We start from the raw sequence: 1459 nt of genomic DNA on the forward strand, positions 1-1459 counted from the left end.
ACAGTATGAGTAACATCATTACCCGACTTTGCAATATTTCTCCAACGCTCTGAACGAAGTCTTTCAACGTTTGATGGATCGCATTGAAGCGAAGGTTGGCTTGCTCTAACTTGAATATGTGAAAAACAAAGGAGTGGATTGTGTGAAGATCTTTAAGTATTTGCTTGTCGTTCCAATCGTTTTTTTGTTATTTTTTAATTATTTCAATATTTATGTAGCTAATGCTAAGCAATTAAATTATAATTACCAATATATTGAAAGAATCATAAAAGATTATATGGATCGACAATATTCTTCGCTACAAGATTCTAAAGTGAGTAATTTTGATGATATAGTAGCTGATAAATATTTATTAGACATTTTAAAGGAAACAATTCAATACAAAATCGATTTTTATAGTGAAATCAACAAAAAAGTACTAGGCTATAAATTAAGCATATCAAATATTGAGACTAAACTTGAGAATGGGAGAATTGTGGCGCATATCTTATCAAATACAGAGCTTACTTTTCAAAAAGATGAATTTGAACCATATACTTATCTTGAAGAAATAGAACATATCATAGTCATAGAAAATATCAAAGATGCTTGGAAAATCACTAAGGATATCTATGATGAACTTGGCGCTCCCAACGAGTCTGCCATTAATGACCTAAACTATAATAAGAATTTTTATGATATGTTCAAGAAGAACAAAATTCCTGTAAAAGAAAAAGCTAAACTCTCAAAAAAGCTACAAGACTCAATATCTCAATATTCTGTAGATGAAACGCAAAATAGAACAAGTTTAGCGTCGACTCAAATGTTTTATTCGACAGCTATCGAATCGACATCTCTCGACAAAGCTGTTGAGTATGCTAGAAAATGGGCCTTATCCTACAATCCGGAATATAAAAAGTATGATAATGATTGTACAAATTTTGTTTCACAGATCTTATACGCTGCTGGATTCAAAACAGATTCTACATGGAAACCTTATACGAACGCTTGGATACAAGTAGAGGCATTTCATGATTATCTTGTTGACAAAAAAGGTTTCAACAGTTATGAGTATAGTTCAGGAGATGAGGCTGGCAATGCGGCTAATAATGCAACAGTTGGTGATGTAATACAGTTCTATAATATCACAAAACTTCGATATTCTCACACCGTATATGCAACTAGAGTCAGTCAAGACTTTGAAATATTTTACTCACACATGCAACTAAGAGGGTATGGAGATCAGAGCGAGGAACTTATGACATTCTTTATTGTGGACATTCAAGTGCAAGACTTGATTATAGTTTAATTGATGCATTTGAGTCAAGCAGTTATTATACAAGATTAAGAGTGATTAAGATTTATTATGGACCACTTATTGCATAAGACAGGGTAGCGTCAAAAGTTTGATGAAAACTCCACACATGCCATCCCATGGAGCATCGTGAGGCATCCTGGGAGCCGGATTCGCCCTTGACCA

General features: G+C 33.5%; 1 protein-coding gene. It reads left to right on the forward strand.

What is annotated here, in order from left to right:
* Window positions 1-142: 142 nt before the first annotated feature.
* The gene (locus VU18_RS18750) at window positions 143-1288 is read left to right on the forward strand and encodes an amidase domain-containing protein (protein WP_236687247.1); all 1146 of its coding nucleotides are present in this window, start codon (window positions 143-145) and stop codon (window positions 1286-1288) included.
* Window positions 1289-1459: the final 171 nt, after the last annotated feature.

Origin of the sequence: Geobacillus sp. ZGt-1 (assembly GCF_001026865.1) — a bacterium.
GTDB lineage: Bacteria > Bacillota > Bacilli > Bacillales > Anoxybacillaceae > Geobacillus > Geobacillus thermoleovorans.